Annotated in this window: 21 protein-coding genes and 1 other RNA gene; 13 read left to right on the top strand and 9 right to left on the bottom strand. The window is 39.4% G+C overall.

Annotated features, from left to right (window positions below; genetic code table 11):
* Positions 1-187 precede the first annotated feature (187 nt).
* Both F903_RS13275 and F903_RS13270 read left to right on the top strand, forming a co-directional pair.
* Positions 188-1222 (top strand): DUF6670 family protein, encoded by a 1035-nt coding sequence (locus F903_RS13275; protein WP_005197708.1) that lies wholly within the window; start codon positions 188-190, stop codon positions 1220-1222.
* Between the two features lie 309 nt (positions 1223-1531).
* A complete protein-coding gene (locus F903_RS13270; protein WP_005197705.1) occupies positions 1532-1813 on the top strand; it encodes a hypothetical protein in 282 nt (93 codons plus the stop codon).
* Between the two features lie 296 nt (positions 1814-2109).
* Here the strand turns inward: F903_RS13270 and ssrS are convergent.
* The 3 genes from ssrS to F903_RS13260 all read right to left on the bottom strand — a co-directional run bounded on the left by ssrS (position 2110) and on the right by F903_RS13260 (position 3226).
* A non-coding RNA gene (gene ssrS / locus F903_RS16470) (6S RNA) lies at positions 2110-2295 on the bottom strand.
* An 86-nt stretch (positions 2296-2381) separates the two neighbouring features.
* Positions 2382-2669: a cell division protein ZapA gene (locus tag F903_RS13265; RefSeq protein ID WP_004670486.1), complete on the bottom strand. Its 288-nt coding sequence runs from the start codon at positions 2667-2669 to the stop codon at positions 2382-2384.
* Between the two features lie 2 nt (positions 2670-2671).
* Complete coding sequence (locus tag F903_RS13260; RefSeq protein WP_004670487.1) at positions 2672-3226, bottom strand: hypothetical protein; 555 nt, start codon at positions 3224-3226, stop codon at positions 2672-2674.
* Positions 3227-3292: 66 nt separating this feature from the next.
* Between F903_RS13260 and F903_RS13255 the strand changes: the two genes are divergently transcribed.
* From F903_RS13255 to F903_RS13235, 5 genes are all read left to right on the top strand, one after another.
* On the top strand, positions 3293-3925 hold the full coding sequence (locus tag F903_RS13255) for a UPF0149 family protein (protein WP_005197703.1): 633 nt from the start codon (positions 3293-3295) through the stop codon (positions 3923-3925).
* A gap of 69 nt (positions 3926-3994) precedes the next feature.
* Positions 3995-5314, top strand: a complete 1320-nt coding sequence (gene pepP, locus F903_RS13250; RefSeq protein ID WP_005197701.1) for a Xaa-Pro aminopeptidase — start codon at positions 3995-3997, stop codon at positions 5312-5314.
* A 488-nt stretch (positions 5315-5802) separates the two neighbouring features.
* Positions 5803-7014, top strand: coding sequence for a 2-octaprenyl-6-methoxyphenyl hydroxylase (gene ubiH / locus F903_RS13245; RefSeq protein WP_005197699.1), 1212 nt, complete (start codon positions 5803-5805; stop codon positions 7012-7014).
* Complete coding sequence (locus F903_RS13240; RefSeq protein ID WP_005197697.1) at positions 7011-8243, top strand: FAD-dependent monooxygenase; 1233 nt, start codon at positions 7011-7013, stop codon at positions 8241-8243. The genes ubiH and F903_RS13240 overlap by 4 nt, the downstream gene beginning before the upstream one ends.
* Positions 8244-8416: 173 nt before the next feature.
* The gene (locus tag F903_RS13235; RefSeq protein ID WP_005197695.1) at positions 8417-8668 is read left to right on the top strand and encodes a hypothetical protein; all 252 of its coding nucleotides are present in this window, start codon (positions 8417-8419) and stop codon (positions 8666-8668) included.
* Positions 8669-8770: 102 nt separating this feature from the next.
* Here F903_RS13235 and F903_RS13230 read toward each other — a convergent pair whose 3' ends face one another.
* A complete protein-coding gene (locus F903_RS13230; protein ID WP_005197693.1) occupies positions 8771-9211 on the bottom strand; it encodes a MerR family transcriptional regulator in 441 nt (146 codons plus the stop codon).
* Positions 9212-9272: 61 nt separating this feature from the next.
* Here F903_RS13230 and F903_RS13225 point away from each other — a divergent pair, with 61 nt between their 5' ends.
* Positions 9273-9911 (top strand): cation efflux transmembrane domain-containing protein, encoded by a 639-nt coding sequence (locus tag F903_RS13225; RefSeq protein ID WP_004670494.1) that lies wholly within the window; start codon positions 9273-9275, stop codon positions 9909-9911.
* Between the two features lie 60 nt (positions 9912-9971).
* Here F903_RS13225 and F903_RS13220 read toward each other — a convergent pair whose 3' ends face one another.
* Positions 9972-10574: a LysE/ArgO family amino acid transporter gene (locus tag F903_RS13220; RefSeq protein WP_004670495.1), complete on the bottom strand. Its 603-nt coding sequence runs from the start codon at positions 10572-10574 to the stop codon at positions 9972-9974.
* Between the two features lie 106 nt (positions 10575-10680).
* Between F903_RS13220 and F903_RS13215 the strand changes: the two genes are divergently transcribed.
* On the top strand, positions 10681-11571 hold the full coding sequence (locus F903_RS13215; RefSeq protein ID WP_005197690.1) for a LysR family transcriptional regulator ArgP: 891 nt from the start codon (positions 10681-10683) through the stop codon (positions 11569-11571).
* A 91-nt stretch (positions 11572-11662) separates the two neighbouring features.
* Here F903_RS13215 and rsmI read toward each other — a convergent pair whose 3' ends face one another.
* Positions 11663-12499, bottom strand: a complete 837-nt coding sequence (gene rsmI, locus F903_RS13210; protein ID WP_005197689.1) for a 16S rRNA (cytidine(1402)-2'-O)-methyltransferase — start codon at positions 12497-12499, stop codon at positions 11663-11665.
* 16 nt (positions 12500-12515) lie between these two features.
* Between rsmI and F903_RS13205 the strand changes: the two genes are divergently transcribed.
* The 4 genes from F903_RS13205 to F903_RS13190 all read left to right on the top strand — a co-directional run bounded on the left by F903_RS13205 (position 12516) and on the right by F903_RS13190 (position 15503).
* Complete coding sequence (locus F903_RS13205) at positions 12516-13451, top strand: penicillin-binding protein activator (RefSeq protein WP_005197686.1); 936 nt, start codon at positions 12516-12518, stop codon at positions 13449-13451.
* A 12-nt stretch (positions 13452-13463) separates the two neighbouring features.
* Positions 13464-13868 carry a YraN family protein gene (locus F903_RS13200; RefSeq protein WP_005197683.1) on the top strand — a complete coding sequence of 135 codons (405 nt, stop codon included), beginning with the start codon at positions 13464-13466 and terminating at the stop codon, positions 13866-13868.
* A 69-nt stretch (positions 13869-13937) separates the two neighbouring features.
* Complete coding sequence (locus F903_RS13195; RefSeq protein ID WP_005197682.1) at positions 13938-14627, top strand: BON domain-containing protein; 690 nt, start codon at positions 13938-13940, stop codon at positions 14625-14627.
* 3 nt (positions 14628-14630) lie between these two features.
* Positions 14631-15503, top strand: a complete 873-nt coding sequence (locus tag F903_RS13190) for an alpha/beta hydrolase (RefSeq protein ID WP_005197680.1) — start codon at positions 14631-14633, stop codon at positions 15501-15503.
* Positions 15504-15519: 16 nt separating this feature from the next.
* On the opposite strand, the gene nudC is transcribed toward F903_RS13190, so the two are convergent.
* The 3 genes from nudC to dnaQ all read right to left on the bottom strand — a co-directional run bounded on the left by nudC (position 15520) and on the right by dnaQ (position 19446).
* Positions 15520-16272, bottom strand: coding sequence for an NAD(+) diphosphatase (gene nudC / locus F903_RS13185; RefSeq protein ID WP_005197678.1), 753 nt, complete (start codon positions 16270-16272; stop codon positions 15520-15522).
* Positions 16272-17918 carry a hypothetical protein gene (locus F903_RS13180; protein ID WP_005197677.1) on the bottom strand — a complete coding sequence of 549 codons (1647 nt, stop codon included), beginning with the start codon at positions 17916-17918 and terminating at the stop codon, positions 16272-16274. Before F903_RS13180 ends, nudC begins: the two co-directional genes overlap by 1 nt.
* 169 nt (positions 17919-18087) lie before the next feature.
* Positions 18088-19446: a DNA polymerase III subunit epsilon gene (gene dnaQ, locus F903_RS13175; RefSeq protein ID WP_005197676.1), complete on the bottom strand. Its 1359-nt coding sequence runs from the start codon at positions 19444-19446 to the stop codon at positions 18088-18090.
* Positions 19447-19678 lie beyond the last annotated feature (232 nt).

Genomic DNA, 19678 nt, shown 5'->3' with positions numbered 1-19678 from the left:
CTCTTCGGTCAATTTTTTTATAGCTCTTTCTCTCATACTTAAAATGTCTTGATAAATTCAAGATGATGTTAACCCTTTAATTCGTTTTATTTTTGGTCAAATTTGTACTACAAAGGATGTTAGACATAAAGATATATGAGAGGGGGGATAGCTGAAATATTGAGTAAAGTTTAATAGAGGTTCTGAAATGTCACGATTATTCCCAAAACAAATTGTTGCTCCAAAACCATTGCATGAGATGATTGACTATTCAGGAAAAAGAAATGGTCGACCTTTTGATGTCGAAACGGAAACGCATACACCTCAAGGAAAATATACTTGTGTTCACTATGGTGTGATGATTCCTAATCTCCCTGCACCCTTTAATTTTTTGAACCTTTTAACCGTGGTTGGACAACCACGAGTTAAAATTTTTCGTAATGAACATTTAATTAAAACTTCAAGTATTGATACAGCAAATGTATTAATTGGTACAGCTATAGGAACAAAAGACTATTTTAAGGGCTATAGTGTCAAAAATGACTGTGCTTTAGTAAGTAATGGTTCATCTTTATGTTTTGGTCGAGATTTAGTGTTAGAAGGCACTTATCCTAATTTTCATGCTTATCGTGAAGGGCATGAATTTAACTTTGATTTGAAAATCACTGCAACTGATAAAGTTGCAAACTTTGCTGAGTTAACTTTCGGTTTATATAATCATTGGGCTTTACTCTGCCAATATGAAGGTTATCTCGAATATCAAGGCAAGAAGACCCATGTCGAAGGTCTGTGTACGTATGAATATGCACGTGCAATAGATATCAACTTGCATATGAACTATTTTACGTATCATATTTTAAATATCGATGAGAAAACTCAGGTTCTTTTAGTTGAAGTACTTGGTCCATTGAATCTTGTCTTACAACGCCGTGTGTATATTCGTGCGATTGATGATCATGGAAGCATACATTCTGAAGATTTTAAATTGGAAGTTCATGAGTTTGAATCACAACGTTCTATAACGCCTAATGGTTTATCGATGCGTTTACCTCGAACTTTTTCATGGAGTGTTAATGATGAAAAAGGAAAGCTATTAATTTGTATTGATGGCCTAGCAAATGGCGATTTTAAGTATGGTATGGCTGGTGGTTATGCAGGAAGTTATCAATATAAAGGTACATTTCGAGGTCAAGCAGTAGAAGACACAGGTTATATTGAATATCTTGATACGCGGACAAAATAATCTAAATTATGCAGCCGCAGCAAGCATTGATGAAATATCAACAGATACTAATTTAATCATGAATCTAATATCTAAAGGATTTATTATGAAATTGCAGAAATGATTTATCTTAAATATCGGTATGTTTTAATGAAAGAAACTAAAAACATTCTTTAGAAATTGTAGTAGAGTTAAAAAAACTCACAATTTGGTGCTCCACAGTACAATGGTGGAGCGAGTTGATTAGAATAATTAAACAACCATAGTTGTTTTAAAAGCATAGAATTTATATGATAAGATAATAAAATTATTAACAAAATTTCTAATCAAATGAAAAAATTACTTTTCTTTATAATTTTAGCCATAACAGCCCAAGTTCAAGCTCAAATAAATTTAAATAAACTAATGATAGAAAATTCAATGGAGCTTGGGAAAAGCCTTGAACGAATGGATTATTTAAGCAAAAGAAAAGAAAGCCCAGAAGCTAAAATAGAAGATCATTGCCAATTCAGAGAGGCGACGCGACAACATATTAAGGTTTTAAATAGAACATATGAGATAATACAACTAATGAAAAAAAGGATACAACAAGCCAGCTTAACAAAGAATTGAAAGAAACAATAAGAGCATTTGAAACAAAAATGGAAATAGAAGATGAAGCTTTAAGAAAGGAAATGAATGCATCACAAGAAATGAGAATGATTACCCTAGATTATGTATGTAAAGCAACTCAATAACGAACCGCCCCGAGATTGTCTCTCTGTATGTTGGAATTTTAAACAGATTAAAGTTATGTTTGCGATACTATTTTGCGTTTATGTGTAATTTTGAATAAACATTTAGATGTAATATTAGGCAGTAACTTCTGGAATTTAATGAATAGTACAACTCTTGTTTTTATAATTAAAAAACACTCCAGAGATGCCGCTGCATGTCGTTACCCTTGAACCCTAAAGTTCAAGGTGGAGGGCGCCGCATACTTGCTGGGTTTTCTGCACGGGGCAGACATACACTCTAAATATACAGAACACCATCCTAAAGTGATGATATCGGCTCAGGGGAATCGGACCCGCTGGCGAACATCCTAGAGATAGACTTAGTATAACTGATCTTGACCTGATGACAATGTTTGCATGTAAAGATACTTACTAATTGATGAGGCTTTGTGCAATCACCATGTTTATTGAACAGTTTGCTCTACATCTTCCAAAATCGTTTGGAGTAGGTGTTCGCAGTGTGCGTATTGCTGTAAAGATTTATTTAAAGCAAATACTTCCTGTGCCATTTGTAGTGCAACCATAATGACTAACTTATTGTGTTCTACACGTGGCGCACTTCGACGCATGTCATGAAATTTTTGATTGAGCAATTCAGCAGCACGTTCTAACTCTTCGCGCTTATCTTCTGTGGTGTTCAGGCGGAAAGTTTGTTCAATTAAGCGCAATTCGACAACGATAGGTTCACTCATGATTAAGATTCCTCGTGAGTTTCAGCAATCGGGTGGGCAAGCTGCTGAATTTCTTGTGCATGTTGATCTTGTGCTGTACCTAAGATTGCGAGACGTTGAATAATCGCTTCAACTTTAGCCTTCGCTAATTCATTTTTTTGTAATAAGCGGTCACGATCTTGTTGTAGATCTTGGATTTCTTGCTGATTATTGCGTTGTTGTGCCTGTAACTTTTCTTTCATTACACGCAAATCATTACGTTCAGCCAAGATTTCTTGGAAACGATTCTTTAGGTCAGTGGTACTTTTCTCTAAACGGCTATAGCGTTCAGCCAAAGTTGTTGCATCATTATTCAGTTGTTTAAATTGATCTTGTAACTGAGTCAGTTGTTCAGTTAAGTTATCAACTTCATCCTGTTTTTGCGTGATGATGCTATTCTTCTGCACAATTTGTGCATGATGTTCAGTTGCAGCTAATTGTTTAGCTTCAGTAAGCGATGTGTTTTCTCGCTCTATATGGCGTAGGCGTGTTTTTAAAACGCCAATATGCGCTTGTAGACGCTGTAATTGTTCTAACATAACGAAGGTCGCACAGAGTTGCAATCAAAGGTAATATATACAGCAGTATAGAGATTGGATAAACGAATGCAAGACGATATTTCAGGTTGGAACGAATGGAATGCTCATTTTAAGGGAATTGAAGAAATTTCAAGCCCAAGTGAGTTACATGGGTTGCTAACAGGTATAGTTTGTGTGACACAAGCGCCGACAACTGATGAATGGTCACAAATCTTAAACACCTTAAATGTACCTGCATTGACAGCAGAAGCATTACAAAGTTTGACTGATGAGGCTGATGACGTATCGCATGCTTTATCTGATGATGAACTGGATTATTTACCAATGTTGCCAGATGATACCCATGTGCTCGAAGAGCGTGTCACTGCATTAGCAGATTGGTGTGCAGGGGTGGTTTTGGGTTTTGGTTTAGCTTGCGGTCGTATTCGTGGCGATGAACAAGAACTGATTGAACATTTACAAGAAGTTGCAGCCGTTGAGTTTGAAGATTCAGATAATGATGAAGAAGGTGAAGAAAGTTATCTGGAACTGTATGAATTCGTACGTCTAATTCCTGTCAGTTTATCTATTGGTCGTACAAAAACGCCTGTGGCTGAAAGTTCTTTGTTACAAAACTTTCATGCGAAAAGCAGAAACCAAGATACCGCAGTTGATCCGCAAACAGTCGTTGAAATGTTTACCCCACATCGTCCGAGTTAACTCGGGCGCTGCCTTGAAACTTTATCATTAAAGATACTTACAATCCTTCATCTTCATCAGTAGGGCGATATGAAACTCAATCAAGCAGATTTTAAACAACGCCGCGATCTTCTCGCTGAGAAAATGGGCAGTAATAGCATTGCCGTAATTGCGACTCGAGCAGAAATGTATCGTAATCGTGATGCTGATTATAAATATCGTGCAGACAGTAGTTTTTATTATCTCACTGGATTTGCAGAGCCAGAAGCAGTTGCCATTATCGAAACCTTTGAAGAAGGTGAAGAGTATAGCTATAGCCTGTTTTGTCGTGAACGTAACCGTGAAATGGAAATCTGGAATGGCTATCGTGCTGGAGTCGATGGTGCAGTTGAAATCTATGATGCAGATGAAGCTTATGCAATTGATTTATTAGATGAAGAAATTATCGAGAAGCTGTTAAATAAACAACGTCTTTACTATCGTATGGGGCAAAATGCTGAATTTGATGCGAAAGTAAGCCAATGGATTCAGAAAGTGGATGCACAACAGCGTCGTGGTGGCACTGCACCTGCTGAAATGATCCAACTTGATCGTATTATCGATGAAATGCGTCTGAAAAAATCAGCGTTGGAAATTGAGTTGATGCAGATTGCATCGAACATCAGCGCAGAAGCGCATACCCGTGCCATGCAAACTGTGAAGCCAAATATGATGGAGTATGCCTTAGAAGCAGAACTCAATTATATTTTTGGAAAAAATGGTTGTGTACCTGCCTACAATAGCATTGTGGGTGGCGGTGAAAATGCCTGTATTTTGCATTATGTTGAAAATAATCAACCGTTGAAAGATGGTGATCTGGTTTTAATCGATGCGGCTTGTGAGTATGAATGCTATGCCTCAGACATTACCCGTACATTCCCTGTAAATGGTAAATTTAGTCCTGAACAAAAAGCTTTATACAATATTGTTTTAGATGCTCAGCTTGCTGCAATCGATGCTACTCGTATTGGCAATAATTATAAATATCCGCATGAAGTGGCGGTGAAGATATTAACCCAAGGTTTGGTTGATCTTGGTTTGCTTCAAGGCGATGTGGATGAGCTAGTAGAAAGCGAAGCATTCCGTCAATTCTTCATGCATGGGACAGGGCATTGGCTTGGTATGGATGTGCATGATGTCGGTGCCTACAAAATTGGTGAAGACTGGCGTGCTTATGAAGCAGGTATGGTGGTTACCGTTGAGCCGGGCTTATATGTTGCACCCGATGATGAAACTGTAGATGCCAAGTGGCGCGGTATCGGTATTCGTATTGAAGACGATGTTGTCGTGACTGAAAATGGTCCACTCGTTCTCACTAAAAACGTGGTGAAAACCGTTGAAGAGATTGAAAGTTTGATGGCAAGTCATTAAGTAGAGGTTGAGAAAAAGGCTTATCGATTGATAGGCCTTTTTATTTACCCTAGGTTTAACTTAAAATTTTTCTAACTTATTGAAAAAAATATCTTTGTGGAATCTTCTTGAGAAATTATCCAATTTTAGGATAAGCCTTCAGCTGGACCTACTTTTGTTTCGGCATGAGGAGCGAAGCTCCGCAAGGGCAACCATCTTGCGCAGCTACATCGCTGCTCACCGCAAAACTCGTTGATTGCCGTCAGCTAATTTAATGAGTCGCAGAAACAATACCTTATTAATGGAGTCCTGTCTCAAACAGTTGCGGATGACATTTCCGAGTATCATATTATTGTCGAACTCAAATTATTTAGTTTGATGCTCAAAATAACTTTTGACGATATTTTAAAAACACAGACCAAACAAAGTACAAATTCCCTTCCTGAGTTGAGTTAGAGTAAGATAGTCCCGAAACGTCAAATCATGAAAAACTGATAAGGAATAATATTATGCAGCAACAAGTCATCATTGTCGGTGGGGGTATGGTTGGACTCAGCCTAGCCTTAATGTTGGCAAAATCTAATATCGAGGTAAAGCTATTAGAAGCTGTGAAATATCCAAATTATGACGATGAAAACCTTGCGCCTTATCATTCTAGTTTTGATGCAAGAAATACTGCATTGTCACGCCGTAGCGTGCAGATTTACCAAAAACTAGGTTTGTGGGATGCCTTGCAACAACATGCAACGCCAATTCTTCAAGTCCATATTACTGAACAGGGCAGCTTTGGTAAGGCGCGCTTAGTTGCAGAACAAGAAAAAGTAGAAAGCTTTGGACAAGTGATTGAGAACGCTTGGCTTGGTCGGGTGTTGCTGACCCAAGTTCTCCAACATCCATTGATTGAATTGATTGATGGTGTGCAAGTGACTTCATTGACGCAAGATGCGGATGAGGTGCAGATCGAAGCGATGCGTAATGGAGAATACATCCATGCATTGAAATCAAAATTAGTGATTGCTGCGGATGGTCGTGATTCATTTTGTCGTCAAGCAATAGGCGTGGGTGTAGATGAACATGATTATGATCAAGTGGCAATCGTCACCACCGTCCAGACCTCCAAGCCCCATCAACATGTCGGTTTTGAGCGTTTCAGTGCATTAGGCCCATTGGCACTCTTGCCTTTACCGGGTGAATACCGCCGTTCTGTGGTATTTCCTGTAAAAAAAGGCACAGAACAGCCATTCTTAGGTGAGGAAAATGATCAATATTTCCTTGATACCTTGCAACAAACCTATGGTGATCGTGCTGGAAAATTTGAAAAAACAGGTAAACGTTTCTGCTATCCATTGTCACAAGTCTTAGCGCATAAGCAGGTCGTTGGGCGTGTGGTTCTCATGGGCAATGCTGCACATACGATTCACCCTGTTGCAGGACAAGGTTTTAACCTTTGTTTACGTGATGCAGATGTCTTGGTTCGCTTCTTAATGGAACAATTGGCGAAGTCTGATGATATTGGTCATCCAGATAATTTACTCGCTTATGAGCAAGCGCGTTTAAAAGACCAGCAACGTGTGATTAAGTTCTGTGATTCCGTGGTGCGTGGTTTTAGCAATCAAAATCCAATTTTAAAATTAATACGTAATACAGGATTGGTTGCCTTTGACGTGATTCCGGGAATTAAGCCGTTGGTTGCCAATTATGCCATGGGACTAAAAGCATGAGTGAAATGTTAGATGTGGTCATTGTTGGAGGTGGCTTGGTTGGTGGCTTAACCGCCTTGCTATTGGCACAGGGAGGCGTGCAAGCCACAGTATTGGATGCTGCCCCTGTACTGGATCAAGAAAAAACACTTGCGGTGATGAATCCACGGGTACTGGCACTCAGTCAAGCCACCATTCATTTACTAAAAATGGTCAATGTGTGGGATGACTTGGCGCGTCAAATGCCATATTCAGGCATGCAAGTCTGGAATAAAAATGGCTATGGTGAGATCAATTTCGGACATGCATCTGAGCAACCACCACAGCCTGATCAAGCGTTAGGCTCAATGGTAGAGCCAAGTGTTTTAAATGTTGCTATTCAACAAAAAATGCTACAGCAACTCAAAGACTACCGTACCCAAGTCAAAGTGATTCGGATTGAGCAAATTCCGCAAGGTTGGTCGATTGAATTAGCTGATGGCACAACGCTTAAAACCAAATTATTGATTGGTGCTGATGGTGCGAACTCATTTGTGCGTGAACAGGCTTATATCGATTTAGATGTACTGGATTATCAACAAGCTGCAATCAGTTGTGCGATTAAAACCACACAACCAAATAAATATGTCGCACGTCAAATTTTCTTGCCGACTGGGCCACTGGCTTATTTACCAATGGCAAGTCTTGATGCCCAAGAAAATGGCTATTGGCAGTCGATTGTCTGGACCTTGCCTGATGATTATGCCGATGAATATTCAGCATTCTCTGATCAAGCGTTTATGCAATTGCTGACCCGAGAAAGTTTGCAAATGCTGGGAGAGGTGGTTGAAGTACGTTCACGCGCACAGTTTCCACTCAAAGCTCGTGCTGCACAGCGTTACATTAAATCAGGCTTGGCATTGATTGGGGATGCAGCACATGTGATTCATCCTTTAGCTGGGCAAGGTGTCAATATTGGTTGCTTAGATGCAGCGGTGCTTTGTGATGTATTACTACATGATTTAAAACGTGGTGTGTGGGCGAATGAGCAGACTTTGTTGCGTTACGAGCACCAACGTAAAGGGCAGAATGACGCCATGATGCACAGCATGTCTGCGATTGGTTGGTTGGAAAGTTCTGAGTTATTTCCGTTGGTGTGGGCGAGAAATTTCGGTTTAAAACAGGTTGAGCAATTCGATTGGTTCAAAGATCGTTTTATGCAGCAAGCGAATGGTTTAAAGACCTTACAAGCAACAAGATACGCTTGCTAAAAAATAGTAGATATTTTTTAAACAATCATTTATAAATCAGAGTGAATTTGGTCGAAAAAAACACGATTTAACAAATATTGTGCTTTGCGAAATGATGAGAGCTTGTTAAATTTCACCAAGTTCTGATGACCAAATAACGATGATGAAAGATCAGTCATTGTGGGGAGAGTAATATGACGGAAATGAATGATTACGACGAAAACACAGAAGATTCTGCTGTTGACGATGATGAGGCAAAAGCTGCCGAAGATGGTGCAGATAATGAAGAATCTTCTGCTGCCAATGATATTGATCTTGCAGAAGCAGAAAGCCTAACCGTGACTGCCAAGCAAAAACAACGTCAAGCATTAGAAGATGAAGTTGCTGCATTTTTGGCACGTGGTGGGCGAATTGTTGAAGTCCCACCAGGCGAACACGAAGATTAAGTTTTTATCTCCCTTGTGCTGTGGTTAACACAGTGCCCAATCCCAATTACAGTGGGACTCCTCCCTTTCAGAAAGGGAGGTTGGGAGGGATTTCAATGGATATTATGCTTTCTTGTGTTGATGCGATTCATGTTCACACTCAAGCGGATGATTTAGTTCTTTTAAAATCCCACATTGTTCAATGGTACGATGCTGTGAACATTGCTGTTTGAGATGGGTTAAATCTTGCTTGAGATGTTCTAGGTTCTTAATTTTTTGGGAAACCTCTGCAAGGTATTGATCAATCAGATGATCGACTTCCTCACAGGTTTGATTTGGACTTTTTGCTAAATCTTTTAACTTTTGAATATCCTGTATGGAGATTCCTAGCTCTCGGCAATGTTTAATGAAAAACAAATCCGAAAGTATCTGTTCAGAATAATAACGATAATTTCCCGAGGTACGTTGTACTTTTTTTAAAAGCCCAATTTTTTCATAATAACGAAGTGTATCGACTGATACCCCTGACTTTTTTGCCAATTGTCCAATTGTAAAATTTGCCATGCTTGACTCTGGAGTTACTCTAGGGTTTTAAATCACTATAAAACATAGTGTGAGAAAAGTCATGGCAGGATGTGGATGTAATACAACACCTTCAACTCAAATCATTAGTCCAAGGTTTAGAAAAGCATTGTGGATTGCTTTGTTTCTGAATGCTGGGATGTTTTTTGTGGAAATTATTGGTGGTTCTCATGCACGTTCAGTTGCTTTATGGGCAGATGCGCTGGATTTCGCTGGTGACGCTGCAAACTACGCAATCTCTTTGGCAGTGCTCTCTATGAGCTTGTATTGGAGAGCAACTGCGGCATTACTCAAAGGATTGACGATGGCGGCGTTTGGTATTTTTGTGATCGTAAAAGTACTTTGGTCATGGTGGCTTGGCGTGATCCCTGAACCGATGTTAATGGGACTCATTGGTGTGCTGGCGCTCGTGGTGAACGTAGCAGTAGCATTGATGTTGTATGCATTCCGCGATGGGGATGCCAATATGCGTTCAGTTTGGCTTTGTAGCCGCAATGATGCGATTGCGAATTTGGCGATTATTATCGCTGCAGTCGGGGTATTTGGAACAGGAACAATGTTTCCAGACTTAATCGTAGCATTTATTATTGCTTATCTAGGTGTCTCTTCAGGTTACTCAGTGATTAAACAGTCACTGCGAGAAAGAAAGCAGTCCAAAGCTGTGTTAGGTCATAATGTATAAATCAATTTAGTCAGCAAAAAAGTATCATACCGCCATGATACTTTTTTGCTTCGAAATGAATTAGAGCAGGAGTGATACTGCGATACTCCACATCATACAGCCGATCATAAAATCTAAAACTTTCCATGCTTTCGGATTACTAAACAGCGGTTTCAAGAGTCTTGAGCCATAACCCAAACTAAAAAAGAAAATCCATGACGCAACAATACTGCCGAGTGCAAAACTGATCTTATCTTCAAATTGAGTTGCAACTGATCCAATCAGTACGATGGTATCTAGATAGACATGTGGATTTAGCCAAGTAAAGGCAAGACCTGTTAAGAGGACCTGAGTCAAAGTCTGTTTATGGTTGCTCTCAAGTTGCATCGTCTGAGTCGTTTTAAATGCAGCATAAAATGCTTTAGCACCATAAACCAATAAAAATGTTGCACCTAAATATTTGGCGATCGTAACTAAAAGCGGTGATGCCGTCATCAATTCAGCGAAACCCAACACACCAAGTGCAATTAAGATCGAGTCAGAGAGTGCACACAGGAAACACAACCAAAAGACATATTGTTGCTTGAGTCCTTGTTTTAGAACAAAAGCATTTTGAGCGCCGATCGCAACAATGAGACCGCTGCCAATACCAAAACCTTTAAAAAAAACGCTAAGAGAGAGCATATCAATAAAACGAAAAAATCAGATGTGAGAATTATCTGACTTTTAAATACAAAATAAGTAAAATTAAGAATATTTAGGTTTAACTAAAAATAATTTAGGTTTGGCTATGTTAGATAGTAAGCAATGTGAAGCCTTTCTTGCAGTCGCAGAAGTAGGAAGTTTTGATGCTGCTGGCGAGCAATTATATATTACGCCTTCAGCCGTCTCGCTACGTGTGCAGGCCTTAGAGAAATATTTAGGTCAGATTTTAATTATCCGTGGCCGACCGAGTGTACTCACTAAAGCTGGACAAACCTTGTTGCAGCATTTACGTCATACGCGGCTCATGGAACAAAATCTTTTACAAGGTTTGATGGGGAAAACATCTGACTCCGAATTTTATAAGATTGCGTTGGCTTCAAATGCAGACTCATTAGCAACTTGGCTTTTGCCGAGTATTCAGCCCACGTTGTTTAAAGAAAAAATCGTGTTGGAATTGAAAATTGACGACCAGTCGCATACGCACACGTTACTAGAAACGGGACAGGTCAATGCCTGTATTTCGGCGGAAGAGCAGGTCATGTCAGGTTGCTTGGCTCAGCCGTTAGGCAAAATGCGTTATAAAATGTTGGCTTCTGCAGATTTTGCTGCGTATTGGTTTAGACAGGGGGTGAATAGGGAAAGTCTAAGAAAAGCGCCCGCAGTGATTTTTAACCATAAAGATCTGATGCACTCAGAGATGTTATTGAAGTGTTTCGGATTGCCAATGCAAAGTTATCCTTATCATTTTATTCCATCAACAGATGCATTTGTGAAAGCAATTCAAATCGGTTTAGGTTTTGGAATGGCACCTGAAATTCAGGTTCAATCTTTATTAAGCAGTGGTGCATTTGTAGAGATCATGCCAGAAGCTCAACTCGACATTCCTTTATATTGGCATCACTGGAAACGGCAGTCTAAACAACTTGATCTGTTGACCGAAACGATTGTGCAGGCAGCTAAAAAAATATTGATATAGTTATTTGGGATTTTCTAAGAAATCTATGTTGTTTAAGAGAGATGCAAGGTAATGCTGTGCAGTGTTCATTACCTTGCTCAAATCAAGACGACTACGCTTGGGTCAACTCCAAAGCACGTTGATAAGCGATTTTCTTTTTGATCCCTGTCAAATCCGCAGCCAATTGTGATGCGGCTTTAACCGAGAGATCTTGCAATAAACGCTTGAGCAACTCGTCTAATTTTTCTTGTTCCATGTCTTTAACTTCTAATGCTCCACCAACAACAACGACAATTTCACCTTTTTGTTGGTTGTGATCATTTTCAATAAAACTGACCAATTCTTTGAGAGTCATTTTTTTGATGGTTTCAAAGGTTTTAGTGATTTCACGCGCAAAGCCAACGGGTCGATCTTCACCAAAGACCTGAGCCATATTTTTAATACTTTCTAAAATCCGATGCGGCGCTTCATAAAAAATCAAGGTTTGCGTTTCATTTTTAAGTTTTTCGAGTTGGCTGATGCGTTGCGATGCCTTTGACGGTAAAAATCCTTCAAAACTAAAACGATCACTTGGTAAACCAACTGCACTTAAAGCAGCAATAGCCGCACATGCACCAGGTACAGGAATCACGCGAATACCATGTGCTTGGGCAGCGCGAACCAATTTAAAACCGGGATCACTAATAAGGGGCGTACCAGCATCACTAATTAAAGCAACTGATTCGCCTTTTAACATTTTTTGGAGAAGTTGATCAATTTTGTTACTTTCGTTGTGATCATGACACGCCGTAAGCGGAGTTGCGATATTATAGTGCTTGAATAACTGAGCAGATTGACGAGTATCTTCTGCTGCAACCACCGAGACTGATTTTAAAATATCGATTGCACGGAAAGTCATATCATCCAAGTGCCCAATCGGGGTTGCTACAACAAATAATTGAGCACTCATAAAAGGTAACTCCATAATGTATTTAAAAAAATATTGGCTGCTACTCAGTTTGGCAGCATTGATTAGCCCCGCTTATGCGGACGTGTTGGTGATTCTACCTGAATCTGGTGCAATGGCGCGAGCTGGTGACAGCATCAAACGAGGTTACTTGAGTGCTTATACAGCATCAGGCAGTAAAGAAAAAATTATTTTTGTTGATTCAGCAAAAAGTAGCATCGAACAGATTTTTAAGGCAAGGGTGAATAAGAAGACGCGGTTGGTGGTTGGGCCATTGGCACGATCTGAAATTGAAACGGTGATAAAATTGAAGCCGAAAATTCCAGTTTTAAGCTTAAATGATGTCAATACGCAAGCAAACAATGTTTGGCAATTTAGCTTAGCCAAACAACATGATGCAGTGGCTTTAAACAAATTACTTGAAAAAGACCAGATCAAGAAACTATTGATCTTACGCCAAGCGGGAACAGAATCTGCTACTGAATTGCTTATGATGGCGCTGATGTCTGAATCTAGATCTGAGATCGAAGTTATCAATGAGCTGCCGAAAAAATTAGCAAAAAAAACAGGCCTGCTACTACTTGGTGATCATCAATGGATGGAGCAATTAGGTTCATTACCCAAACAAAATATTTATGCGACACCACTCAGCATCGAGCAGGGCAAGCATATACCAAACGGATTGCGTTTTTGCGATACTCCAGCTTTATACAATGGGCAATGGGCAGATTTAATTGAAGCCTATAAAGAACAACCTGAAAATATGGCATTTCAAAGACTACTTGCCTTTGGTGGAGATGCATGGACGATCAGTCAACAGTTTTTATCGAGTCCGATAGATCCGCAGTTTTCATTTGAGGGTCGGACGGGTGCAATCGATGTGAAAGCTGGGGTGATTAACAGACAGCCATTTTGTTATGAACAACAAAAAAATGGGATTCATATTTTAAAATAAGATCACTGAATGATGAAACAACAGTCAAATTTATTGGGGCAATGGGCAGAACAAACCGCCATGTCATTGCTCCGTTCACATGGTTATCAATGTGTAAATCAAAACTATCATTCACGGTTTGGCGAAATTGACTTAATTGTAAAACGTGGAAAAGAGCTTGTTTTTGTTGAAGTAAAAGCGAGGTCGGCAGGGGGTTATGCACAGGCTTTCGAAGTGATTTCAAACGCACAGCGACGTAAGATTATTAAAACTGCTCAGTTCTTTTTACAAAGATATCCGAGTTATGGAGACTTTGATTGTCGTTTTGATGTGATTTGTTTTGATTTTCCACAGAAAATTGCAAAAACAGTACAACCAGATTTTTCAAAATTGCAGTATGATCAGCAATGGATTGAACATGCATTTATTTTAGATTAATTGTGGCAATAACGGTCTGAAGATAAATGTGGAAGATTGAGAAAATGTGTGAATAGGGAGTCTGGCCAAGTGTTAAAACGTTTATCGATTACGCTGCTTTGTGCTGCAAGTTTATCGGGATGTGCAAGTTTTATTTCTGGTGGAACGGGAACGGCACCTGTTGGGACAAGTAGCGGTGAGCGTAGTCTAGGGCAGGTTTTTATTGATTCTTCAATCAAACGTACTGCAAATGTCAATTTATATAAACTCGATAATCGCTTTAGACAGTCTCGGATTAATATCGAAAGCTTCCATAGCAATGTTCTATTGACAGGCCAAGTGCCTGATCCTTATTTGAAACAATTGGCTGAAGACAATGTTCGTGCAATGACTGATGTCAAAGCAGTGCATAACTACATTACTGTCGGTGACAAAGTTGCTTATAGCACCATTATGCAAGATTCAACGGTGACTGCAAATACACGTGGTTTACTGATGAGAGCACCTGTTGTTTCTGACAGTAAAGTTCTTGTACATACTGAAAATGGTGTGCTGTATGTGATGGGACGTTTAAATACTGCTGAAATCCGAGATTTAGATGATGTTTTACAAAAAGTCGGGAATGTAAGTAGAATAGTTACCTTGGTTGATAATATCGATCAATCTTCAGGAGCTGTAACGCCGATGATGGGTTCAGCATCAACACAGTCTTTAGTTGAAACACCAGTTGCGATTGATCCTGATCAGGAATCTGTGACTATTACGCCAGTTAATCCTTAATTTATGAAACAAATTATTCAACAAGTGCAACAAAACGTGATACGGGCGAAAAACTTTTATCAAGAATTTCGCCTGTATGATTTTGCAAGTTATTCAATTAACTATTTAACGCCTAAAGATACTTTTGAAAAAGAAGAGCATCTCGCGTACGGGTTAAAGGCAAGACAGCGTCTAGATTTATATCGCACCAAAAATCCTAAAAAACAGCGACCTTTGATTGTATTTGTACATGGTGGTTCGTGGCAGCATGGCAATAAACGAGATTATTTGTTTATTGGCGAAACGTTTGCACGAGATGGCTATGATGTTGCCGTGATTAATTATCATCTTGCACCTGAACATATTTTTCCAACATTTATTGATGATATTGCTCAAGCTATTCATTATTTAAATCAGAATCAAAGCAAGCTGGATATTTCGACTGACAATATTATTTTGATGGGGCATTCGGCTGGTGCTTTTAATGTCATGTCAGTGGTGTATTCAGCCCAAGCACAAAGTTTTAAATATAAAGATAAGATCAAAGCGATTATTGGCTTGGCTGGGCCTTATCATTTTGATTATGTTGGTGATCCTTTATCGGAACATGCTTTTAATCTAAATATTCCCTATCAACAAGTCATGCCTTGCTATTTTATTGAGCCAAATCAGATTAAACATTATCTATTAATGGCAGAACAAGATCAGTTAGTCGGTAAAGAAAATAGTTATAAGCTTGATAATGCTTTAAGAGAAAAGGGTAATCATAGTCATATCGCGGTGATCCCGAAGACGGGGCATGTTACGATTTTGGCGACGTTGGCAAGTTTGATGAGTCATTATTTTAAAACGAAGCGGACGATTTTACATTTTATGGAAGAAGCCCTAGAGCCTTAAAAATAAAAAAGCATCACTAGGATGCTTTTTTATTCTCGATCATTTGCATAATCATCGCATGCGCAATACTGCCTTTGAACGGAATCTCTGGTAACTGATCAAATTTAAAGAATTGAGCATCACTGATCTCCTCAAGCTGTAATTCGATTTCGCCAGAATCGTATTCCGCATGAAAAGCAATCATGAGATTACTTGGGAAGGGCCAAGGTTGGCTCGACATATAGCGAATATTTTTAAGTTTTAAACCCACTTCTTCTAAAGTTTCTCGCTGTACCGCCTCTTCTAAGGTTTCACCAACTTCAACAAATCCAGCAATTAACCCATACATATTGCTCTTGTTATGCGCTGATTTAGCCAGTAACACTTCATCATGACCTTTGGTAATAATCGTAATGATACAAGGCTGCACACGTGGATACTGGTGATATGCACAAGCAGGGCAAACCATTGCATATTCTTTGGTATGAATATCGGTTGGATGCCCACAATGACTACAGAATTTGTGATTACGTCGCCACTCGAGTAGCTGAACGGCACGACTTGCTTGCAAAAAGTCTGTGGTAGACCAGCTTTGGATTAGTTCCCGAATAGGAATAAGTTGATATCCTTCGGGAATAGACTCACCTTCAAGAAGATCGCGTGCAATGACACGATCATTGTGATGTATCGGCAAGTCACTTGCTAATTTTTCAACCTTGGGTAGTTGGAAGTTTTCATCTACTAAAAGTTTTTGATGTTGAAAAATATAAGCAAGTGATAGTTGAGACATTAGGCTGCTAAAGTTTGTAATTGCTGACTATTTGATAATGCCACATCGAACATGGATTGCAATACAGGCTGTTTGTTTCTTAAGTTATCAACAAGTAAATCTAAACCTGCGACGACATTCAGAATACAGTTGATTTGTTCCGCATCGAACACAAGGTTCTGTGCCAAACGATTTTCGGCAAAATGTGCTGCACCTAAGAGCGCCGTTTGTTGCGCAGAGCTTCCTAAGAATTGGGCAGCACCAGAAAGCTCTTTTAAGTATTTAGGCAAGGCTTCCAAGCTGTGCGCAGTTGGGTCTTGAACATAAAGGCTTAAAGTTTGCGTCAATGTTTCCACAAGTGACTTTGTCTCTGTCAACAAGGCTTTATGGGCTTCATCCAACCGATCTAGCGAGATATGCATATTATTGACGCGTAACTGTAGACGGCTAGAGGTGTAATTACGCTCCAAAATTCCAATTGAATTCATGGATGCTAAAATACTATTCATCAACTGCTGAACTGAGGTGGCATCAGTCAAGGTATTGGATTGGCTCAATTTCTCAGCTTGTTGTGTAAGTTCTCTTGATGCTTCATTTAAATTCAGCACCTTGAATACATTAGAAAGCTGATTTAATTTTTGCTGAATTTCTTGGGTTTTTTCATTCGACATATTTTGGTGATTGTACTCAATTTCATTGCGAATTTGAGCCATTTCATCCGTCATCAATTGGCTGATGGTATGAATGGTTTCATAGTCAGGGCCGTATAAATGACGACTTAAAACTTGAAGTTGTGTATCACTTAATAGCTCATCACCAATATTGAGTTGTTCACGAATATGCTGTGAAATATGATCTTCTTGGCTGATACAAATCGATAAAATATCTGCGAGATCGACAATGTTACTTTGAAAAGCAGGTGGTGCTGCTAAGAATTTACCGATATTGGTTTCAATTTGAATCAGGGTACGCAGACGTGCTTCTGTAATCGAGAGTTCATCAATGAGACCTAAGCCAACATTCACCAATTGCCAGTACTGTTGGCTAGGAAGGTTTGAAGCTAAGCCAGCTAGATAAACGCCAACCAGTTTAATTCCTTGCAAATCTAATGGTGTTTCGACTTGTTTAATCAGTTTATTTAAACATAGCTTATAAAGCTGATGAATATATTTGGATTGTTCTAAGCTTGGTGCTTTAGGGAGGTTGAAGCTCGGTGTGATAAATCCAAGTAAGGGTTGGATGGTTTGACCTTCTTTGGTCATCGGTTTGCCTAGAGCGAGCTCTAAACGATTGAGTGTATCCAGTAAAAATTGTGGAACTTTGACTTCACGAAGACAGATAAACTCAATATAACGTCTCAACATCGTTGTTCCTTCACTAAGCGCAACGACATCACTGATTTTGATTTGTTCAGGTTGAGCCATGATTTTACGCATAAGCTCGGTAGAATATTGAGTAATTTGTGACAAATGTGGCATATCAATCAAAGCAAGTACTTGCGTACATTGTTCAAATTGATTGAGCGCGTCATCAATCCCAAACGGTAGGGCCTGTTCTTCGGCAAGCGTATTTACTGCAGTTTCTACCAATTTAATCGAATTATCGATCTCATTTTTTATTATTAATAATGCCGTTGGGTCGAAATGAATCGAGGTTTGGTAAGACATATGACCTACACCTTTCCTGAGTTGTTATATCCATGTACCTCCTTTTCAGGAGGTCTAAATCATTTAGGGGCTGTGCAAGCATTTGTGAAATATCATCAGACCCTACTAATCGTTAATATAACTTAACTTTGAGTACTTAAAATATAAAAACCAACCTCGATCAAAAAAATTATTTGGCGAAAAGGCAAGCTTCTCCATGTTTTTCTTCATATTGTTTGACCCATGTCTCATGTTCATTTAACTCATGTTCTGACGGCTTGATAACAACTAAGTCAACTTGAACACTTTGACGGGTTATTTTCTTTTCATCTTGTTCTGCTTGGGTCAGGGTGTCCATATCAAATGCGACTTGCCCACCAGTCATCGCAAGATAGACATCTGCTAAAATTTCAGCATCGAGTAACGCACCGTGGAAGGTACGGTCACGTGCAGGAATCTCATAGCGCCTTACCAGTGCATCCAAGGAGTTTTTCTGGCCAGGGTGTTTGTTTTTCGCTAGCGCTAAGGTATCGGTGACCTCACAGACTTCTGAGAGTAAAGGCAAACCAACACGTTTAAACTCCATATTTAAAAAGTTCATATCGAATGCGGCATTGTGCGCGATAATTTCAGCACCTTTTAAAAAGGCAAATAATGTATCGGCAATCTCTGCATATTTAGGTTTGTCTTTTAAAAAGTCATCACTAATACCATGCACATTTTCAGAATCACCGACAGGTTTTTCTGGGTTGATATAAATGTGAATCGAGCTGCCTGTGAGTTTACGATTGATCATTTCAATCGCGCCCACTTCGATAATGCGGTCACCATCTTGAAAATAAAAACCTGTGGTTTCCGTATCGAGAATAAGCTGACGAGGGCCTTGCAGATGTACTTTCGCCTCAGTAATCACAATGTGCGGGTGCTGATTTGTGGATGGGGTATCCATCACAACTTCAGTAGATACTTCAGTTTCCTCTCCATTGTCTATAATTTCCTCAGGTTCTGACGCCTCGATCATCTCATCTGTATCAGCTTCTAGATCTAAGCCAAAAGGATCATTTAAGAGCCAATCAGCTTCAGGCTTTTTTATATCAGCGTTAGCCTGTGTGGGGGATTTGAGTTGTTGAGCAATTTGTTCAGCGCCTTGATTGGCTAACTGGTCTGCCATTTCATTGCCTTCATGTCCAGCATGACCTTTAATCCAATTCCATTCGATATCACGATTGGCACAAACTGCATCTAATTTTTTCCACAAATCTGGATTTTTTACGTCTTTCCAGTTTTTCTTTTTCCAACCATGAATCCACTCGGTAATGCCTTGTTTGACATAGTTAGAGTCTGTCCAAATAATAAGATGAGCATCCATTGGACAAAAAGAAACGCCTTCAATGGCTGCTTGAAGCTCCATACGATTATTTGTGGTTTCAGGCTCACCACCATAGAGTTTATGTTCACCTTGTTCAGTAATGATGTATGCCCCCCAACCCCCGAGACCTGGGTTACCTTTACATGCGCCATCAACATAAAGCGTGATCGTCTGTGACATATTTGAACCTGAACAATAAAACGGATGAAAAGCTTGATGTGTTTCTCGTGCAAATACGCAGAAGTAGACATTCAAGTGGATAGAGAATATTAGCATTCCCTCGTGATAACTTGCATTGTAAATGCTAAATTTTGCTTGTGAGCGTTACAAAACTCATCTTTTTTAATTTCTTGTAACATTTCCATGCAAATCACGTTAAATTATTGCCTTGTCTAAGTGACATGCTTTACTA

This window comes from Acinetobacter sp. NIPH 298, from assembly GCF_000369505.1.
GTDB lineage: Bacteria > Pseudomonadota > Gammaproteobacteria > Pseudomonadales > Moraxellaceae > Acinetobacter.
Note: the sequence above shows the minus strand (reverse complement) of the source record. Positions and strands in the feature narration are given on the sequence as shown.